This window comes from Bradyrhizobium tropiciagri (genome assembly GCF_001189845.1).
In the GTDB taxonomy this organism is placed as follows: domain Bacteria; phylum Pseudomonadota; class Alphaproteobacteria; order Rhizobiales; family Xanthobacteraceae; genus Bradyrhizobium; species Bradyrhizobium tropiciagri.
In genome coordinates, this window is record NZ_LFLZ01000098.1 from 21,481 (window position 1) to 27,492 (window position 6,012).

Annotated in this window: 6 protein-coding genes; 3 read left to right on the plus strand and 3 right to left on the minus strand. The window is 64.6% G+C overall.

Annotation, left to right across the window (positions count from 1 at the left end):
- Window positions 1–153: 153 nt before the first annotated feature.
- Window positions 154–912 carry a GntR family transcriptional regulator gene (locus AKN84_RS40540; protein ID WP_050425958.1) on the plus strand — a complete coding sequence of 253 codons (759 nt, stop codon included), beginning with the start codon at window positions 154–156 and terminating at the stop codon, window positions 910–912.
- Window positions 913–994: 82 nt separating this feature from the next.
- Here AKN84_RS40540 and AKN84_RS40545 read toward each other — a convergent pair whose 3' ends face one another.
- Complete coding sequence (locus tag AKN84_RS40545; RefSeq protein WP_050425959.1) at window positions 995–1,414, minus strand: nuclear transport factor 2-like protein; 420 nt, start codon at window positions 1,412–1,414, stop codon at window positions 995–997.
- A 152-nt stretch (window positions 1,415–1,566) separates the two neighbouring features.
- Here AKN84_RS40545 and AKN84_RS40550 point away from each other — a divergent pair, with 152 nt between their 5' ends.
- Window positions 1,567–2,802, plus strand: a complete 1,236-nt coding sequence (locus tag AKN84_RS40550; protein ID WP_050425960.1) for an amidohydrolase family protein — start codon at window positions 1,567–1,569, stop codon at window positions 2,800–2,802.
- A gap of 20 nt (window positions 2,803–2,822) precedes the next feature.
- On the opposite strand, the gene AKN84_RS40555 is transcribed toward AKN84_RS40550, so the two are convergent.
- A complete protein-coding gene (locus AKN84_RS40555; RefSeq protein ID WP_050425961.1) occupies window positions 2,823–3,020 on the minus strand; it encodes a hypothetical protein in 198 nt (65 codons plus the stop codon).
- On the opposite strand from AKN84_RS40555, the gene AKN84_RS40560 reads away from it, so the two are divergent.
- Window positions 3,019–4,233 carry a mandelate racemase/muconate lactonizing enzyme family protein gene (locus tag AKN84_RS40560; protein ID WP_050425962.1) on the plus strand — a complete coding sequence of 405 codons (1,215 nt, stop codon included), beginning with the start codon at window positions 3,019–3,021 and terminating at the stop codon, window positions 4,231–4,233. The genes AKN84_RS40555 and AKN84_RS40560 overlap by 2 nt on opposite strands.
- Window positions 4,234–4,579: 346 nt before the next feature.
- On the opposite strand, the gene AKN84_RS40565 is transcribed toward AKN84_RS40560, so the two are convergent.
- Window positions 4,580–5,812: an ABC transporter substrate-binding protein gene (locus AKN84_RS40565; protein WP_050425965.1), complete on the minus strand. Its 1,233-nt coding sequence runs from the start codon at window positions 5,810–5,812 to the stop codon at window positions 4,580–4,582.
- Between the last annotated feature and the right edge of the window lie 200 nt (window positions 5,813–6,012).

The following is a 6,012-nucleotide window of genomic DNA, read 5'->3' on the forward strand; positions in this document are numbered from 1 at the left end:
TTGAAAATCAAGGGGATCGTGGGATCGGCGGGCGCGGGGCCGGATTCCTTTTGGGCAATCCACAGCTCAAACTGCATGCAATTGAAGCGCCCGATTGTTTTGGCGGTATGATAAAGAGGCGTTCGAGGCTCGTTTCGAGAGGGATTCGCGGCAATGGCGGCGCGCGCCGACACCAGCAAGACGGCTGAATCGTCCGACAAGGTCAGCGTGATCTGCCGTGCGCTGCGGCGCGCGATCATCGAGCAGGCGCTGGAGCCCGGCGCGAAGCTGCCCGAGGATTCCCTGGGCGAACGCTTCGGCGTCAGCCGCACCATCGCGCGGCATGCGCTCGGGCAACTCGCGGCGGAAGGCCTCGTCGAGCTGCGCCGCAACCGCATCGCGGTGGTGGCGACGCCGAGCTGGCAGGAGGCGCGCGATGCCTTCGACATCCGCATCGAGCTCGAGCGGCTGGTGGTGCGGCAGCTCGCGGGCAAGCTGACCAAGCCGCAGATCGCCGAACTGAATGCCCATGTCGACGCCGAGGATCGCGCCCGCGACGGCACCGATGCGGTGTCGATCCGGCTCGCCACCGAATTCCACATCCTGCTCGCCCACATGACGAACAGCCCGATCCTGGTGCGCTATGTCAGCGAGGTCGCCTACCGCTGCTGCCTGACGCTGTCGCTGTACAGCCGGCCGCATTCATCGGAGTGCGCGATCAACGAGCATCGCGCGATTATCGCAGCGCTTGTGAAGGGCGATGTCGACAAGGTGATGGGGCTGATGCACAGCCATCTCGATTCCGTGGCGACCCGTGCGCTGGTCGCGCCGAGCCCGCAGCGCGGCCGTGATCTGCTGGATATCCTGGCGCCGTACGCGGACGAGGCGAGCGGCGATCGGGTGGTGAAGCTGCCGAAGGCGGTGCGGCGTTAGCCGTGGCCGCTACTCCCTCCCCGTCATCCTGAGGAGCGCGCAGCGCGTCTCGAAGGATGACGGGGAAGAAGCGACGCGCTCCCTACCCCTCAATCCCCCGTTGCAGCAAAATCCGTTCCGCGCTGTCGTTCCAGACGTCCATCTTGACGATCTGCCCGCCCTTCACCACGAAGCGGTCGACATAGCGGTTGCCTTCGAACGGCGTGCCGTCGATCCATTCGCCGTACAGCGTGCCGACGCTGTAGACGACGGTCTCGCCGGCGCCGGGGCAGACGTCGAAGCGGTCCATCCGCTTCTTCACCCAGCGGTAGCGCTTGGCGTTAAAGCCGATCGGCCCGCGCGGATGGTCAAACTCGCGCCCACCGGTGAAGGTGATCACGGTGCCCGGCTTCATATAGGCCGCCGCCGCATCCGGATCGGGGATCATCGACGCGGTCAGATAGGCCTCCACGATCTCGGCATCGGACAGCGGGCGGGCATCGGCTTTGGCGGTAATGGACATGACGGGGCCTCCGGGGAATAGCCGGACTCTACAATTCGACGGCAGAAGTGTATGCATATTTTTTAGACAATCTGGCAGGCAAACTGCACACAATCTGATGCTGCCGGTTCCCCGCCCTTCCGCTAGGCTCAAACAATCCTGATGTTTCCCCGATGATCGCGAAACCTGCCTTCGACCTGGTCTTCCGTCATGCCGTGACGCGCGCATCCGCGTCGGCGGTCGATATCGGCATCGCCGACGGCAGGATCGCCGCGATCGCGCCGCAACTTGCATGCGAAGCCGTCGAGGTTGACCTTGGCGGGCGACTGGTGCTGCCGGGCTTCGTCGACACCCACATCCATCTCGACAAGGCCTGCCTGCTCGGCCGTTGCGGCCACGACCATGCGAGCCTCGGCGAGGCGATCCGCGCAGTGTCGGCGATGAAGCGCGACTTTACGGTGGAGGACGTCTATTCACGCGGCGCCAAGGTGATCGAGCGCGCGATCACGGCAGGCACCACACGGATGCGGACCCATGTCGAGATCGATCCGCGGATCGGGCTGCGCGGCTTCGAGGCAGTCAAGGCGCTGAAGCACGACTATGCCTGGGCGCTCGATCTCTCCCTTTGTGTCTTCCCGCAGGAGGGCCTGACCAACGATCCCGGCGCCGACGAGTTGCTGGTGGCCGCGCTCAACGACGGCGCCGCGGCGATCGGCGGCTGCCCCTATGTCGACACCGACCCGAACGCGCATATCGCGCGCATCTTCGATCTCGCGCAGCAATTCGACCTCGACGTCGACCTGCATCTCGATTTCGACCTCGATCCCTCCTGGTGGCACATGGAGGAAGTCTGCCGGCAGACCGAGCGGCGCAACTATCACGGCCGCGTCGCGATCGGGCACGCGACAAAGTTGTCTGCACTGCCGCCGGAGCGGCTTAAGGCGGCGAGCGCCCGGCTTGCCGGGGCCGGCGTTGCGGTCACCGTGCTGCCCGCGACCGACCTTTATCTGATGGGCCGTGACGCCACCCACAACGCGCCGCGCGGGCTGACCGCGGCGCACCGGCTGGTCGCCGATGGCGTGCTCTGCTCGGTCGCCACCAACAATGTGCAAAATCCGTTCACGCCGTTCGGCGACGCGTCGCTGCTGCGGATGGCTAACCTCTACGCCAATGCCGCACATGCCGGGATCGGCGAGTTCGATGCCTGCCTCGATCTCGTCACCGACCTGCCGGCACGGCTGATGAACCTCAGGGATTACGGCATCGCGGTCGGCAATCCCGCCGACATCGTCGTGCTCGATACCGACAGCGGACCCAATGCGATCGCCGAATTGCCCGACGTGCTGCTGGGTTACAAGAACGGCCGCAAGACGTTCGAACGCCAGCGGCCGACGCTGTTTCGGCCGTAGACCTAAACACTCCCTCCCCGTCATCCTGAGGAGCCGCGAAGCGGCGTCTCGACCCTTCGAGACGCGCGCAAGGGCGCGCTCCTCAGGATGACGGTGAACGAAGCGGCGAGCGCCGCCTTGCCAATACGCATTGTCGCCCTGCCTTGGCGCGAATTGACGCCTTCGTCGATCCGTTGTTGAACTTGCTCAACATCAACAAAAGCCGGGCGGGAAACCATGAGCAAATCCACCACCATCAAAAGCGTCGAGACGCTCGCCTGCGATGCCGGCTGGCGGAATTATCACTTCGTCAAGGTGACGACCACGGACGGTCTGGTCGGCTGGAGCGAATATGACGAAGGCTTTGGCGCGCCCGGCGTGACCGCAGCGATCGAGCGGCTGTCGGCGCGGGTGGTCGGCAAGAACGCGTTCGAGCACGAGCGGATCTATGTCGAGCTGTTCGCTGCGACGCGCCCCGCTGCCGGCGGCGTGGTGGCGCTGGCGCTCGGCGCCATTGAGAACGCGCTGCTCGACGTCAAGGCCAAGGCGCTCGGCGTGCCCTGCTATGATCTGCTCGGCGGCAAGATCCGCGACCGCGTGCGGGTCTATTGGTCGCATTGCGCGACCTGGCGCATCAACCATCCCGACTGGTACAAGCCCGCGATCACCGATCTCGACGGCGTCAAGGCGATCGGGGCCGAGGTGCGCGAGAAGAAATTCACGGCGATGAAGACCAACATCTTCGTCTACACCGACGGCAAGCCGATGGGCTGGCGTCCCGGCTTCGGCTCGCCGTTCCAGCCCGAGATCAACATCGACCGCACGGTGCTGCGCAATCTCTGCATGCATCTGGAGGCGATCCGCGACGGCGCGGGGCCGGATGTCGATCTGCTGCTCGACCTCAACTTCAACGCCAAGACCGAGGGCTATCTGAAGATCCTGCGCGCCATCGAGAAGATGGACATGTTCTGGGTCGAGATCGACACCTTTAACCCGCAGGCGCTCGGCTATATCCGCCGCCAGAGCCCGCACCCGGTCTCGTCCTGCGAGACGCTGCTGGGCCTGCGCGAATTCCTGCCCTACTTCACCGAGCAGGCGATGGATATCGCAATCATAGACACGCCGTGGAACGGGGTCTGGCAGTCAATGAAGATCGCCGCGGCCGCCGAGCACTTCGAGGTCAACGTCGCGCCGCATAATTTCTATGGCCACCTCTGCACCATGATGAACGCGCATTTCTGCGCCGCGGTGCCGAATTTGCGCATCATGGAGACCGACATCGATCGCCTGGCTTGGGACCACGAGCTGTTCACCCATGTGCCTGAGTTTGTCGACGGCCATCTCGTGATCCCGGACCGTCCGGGCTGGGGCACCGAGCCGAACGAGGAAGGCCTGCGTGCGCATCCGCCGAAGAACAAGGGCGGGTTGCTGAATTACGGGCTGAAGAAGTAGGTCTCTCCCCACCGTCGTCCCGGCGAAGGCCGGGACCCGTAACCACCGCTCTGTGGTTTGAAAAGGACTATTGCCCCGGCAATGCCAAACAACTGAGAGTTGGGGTAATGGGTCCCGGCTTTCGCCGGGACGACGAATTGCGGTGGACGGGAAGCATTGCGCCCCATCACCGTCATCCTGAGGTGCGAGCGGAGCGAGCCTCGAAGGATGCACGGCCACAGTCGGGCCGTCGACCCTTCGAGACGGCCGCTGCGCGGCCTCCTCCAGCGCAAAGGCAAAGCCTTTGCGCGGGGATGACGGTGAGAGAGCGACGAGCTTCGCATACAGCGAAGCCGATAGATGCGCCTCAATTGTCCTCGCGCACCGCCGTGAACGCGCTTTCGATCACGTCGCCGATCGGCTGCCAGGCGTTGCCGTCGAACTGCACCAGCCGCATCTGCTTGATGGGGCGGAAATCCTTCGGCCCGGTGTTGATGACGATCCCCGGCAGCGCGATCGGGATTTGATAGTCCTTCAGCGAGGCCGCCTGCCGCATGATGTTGTCGCGCGACAGGTCGTCGCCGCACTGCCGCAGCACCTGCATCAGCGTGTCGGCGGCGGCATAGCCGAACACGGCGTAGATGTCGTCCTTGTCGCCGTCGGGGTAGTACTTGTCCATGAAGGCGTCCCACGCCTTGATCTGCGGGTCGTTCTTCCAGGCGGCATCGCCGGCATCCTTCAGGAACGAGGTCGAGATCACGCCGAGCGAATTTTGCAGGCCCGCGGGCCGCAATGCGCTGGCGATCGAGGCCGACGCGTTGTCGAGGATGAACACCGGATGCCAGTCGAGGTCGGCGGCGACGCGGATCGCGCGCGCCGCGATCGCCGGGGCGCCGTCGAACACCAGGATGTCGGCGCCGGAATTCTTCAAAATTCCGATCTGGTTCTGGATCGCTGTCTCCGATGCGTCGAAGGCGAGATCGGCGACGATCATCCCTGCGGTGTCGCCGAGCCCCTCCTGCAATCCCCTGAACAGGTCGCGGCCGAACTGGTCGTTCTGCCAGAGCACCGCGATCTTGCGCGAGGGATAGGCGGCCTGGATGTAGTTGGCGTAGATCTGCCCCTCGGCGCGGAAGGTCGGCTGCCAGCCCATGGTCCAGGGGAAGGCCCTCGGATGCGCCCACTCCTCGTCGCCGGAGGCAACGAACAGCTGCGGGATCTTCTTCTCGTTGAGGTACTTCCGGACCGCGAGGTTGCTCGGCGTGCCGAACGAGCCGAACATCAGCAGCACGTCCTGCTTCTCGACGAGATCGCGGGTCTGCTCCATCGCCGTCTTCGGATTGGAGCTGTCATCGACCGAGACGAACTTGACCTTGCGGCCGTTGATGCCGCCATGCTCGTTGACCATGTCGAAATAGGCCGCTTCCGCCCGCCCGATGGTCGCGAACGCGGCGAGCGGCCCGGTGTAGGGCATGACATTGCCGACACGGATCTCGCTGCCGGCCCCCGTTTGCGCCTGCTGCGCGCGCAGCGGCGCTGCCGCGAGCAACGCTGCAAGGGCAAGGACCATCGAAAACGCAGTTTGTTGTTTTGTTTGCATCAACATCGCCACAAACGCCGGCGCAGCCGGCGCCCCCTCCCAGCGAGCGGAGCTTATCGCCCAAGCCAATGCCGGAAAAATGAAATGTTGATGGCGGAGGCTGTCTTCACCTCTCCCGCTTGCGGGGGAGGTCGGATCGCATCGAAGATGCGATCCGGGTGAGGGGCTTTCTCCACAATGTAACTCGTGGAGAACCCCCC

Coding starts and splice junctions, on each gene's coding strand:
- AKN84_RS40540 (WP_050425958.1), top strand. CDS start 154: ATGGCGGCGCGCGCCGACACCAGCAAGACGGCTGAATCGTCCGACAAG.
- AKN84_RS40545 (WP_050425959.1), bottom strand. CDS start 1,414: ATGTCCATTACCGCCAAAGCCGATGCCCGCCCGCTGTCCGATGCCGAG.
- AKN84_RS40550 (WP_050425960.1), top strand. CDS start 1,567: ATGATCGCGAAACCTGCCTTCGACCTGGTCTTCCGTCATGCCGTGACG.
- AKN84_RS40560 (WP_050425962.1), top strand. CDS start 3,019: ATGAGCAAATCCACCACCATCAAAAGCGTCGAGACGCTCGCCTGCGAT.
- AKN84_RS40555 (WP_050425961.1), bottom strand. CDS start 3,020: ATGGTTTCCCGCCCGGCTTTTGTTGATGTTGAGCAAGTTCAACAACGG.
- AKN84_RS40565 (WP_050425965.1), bottom strand. CDS start 5,812: ATGCAAACAAAACAACAAACTGCGTTTTCGATGGTCCTTGCCCTTGCA.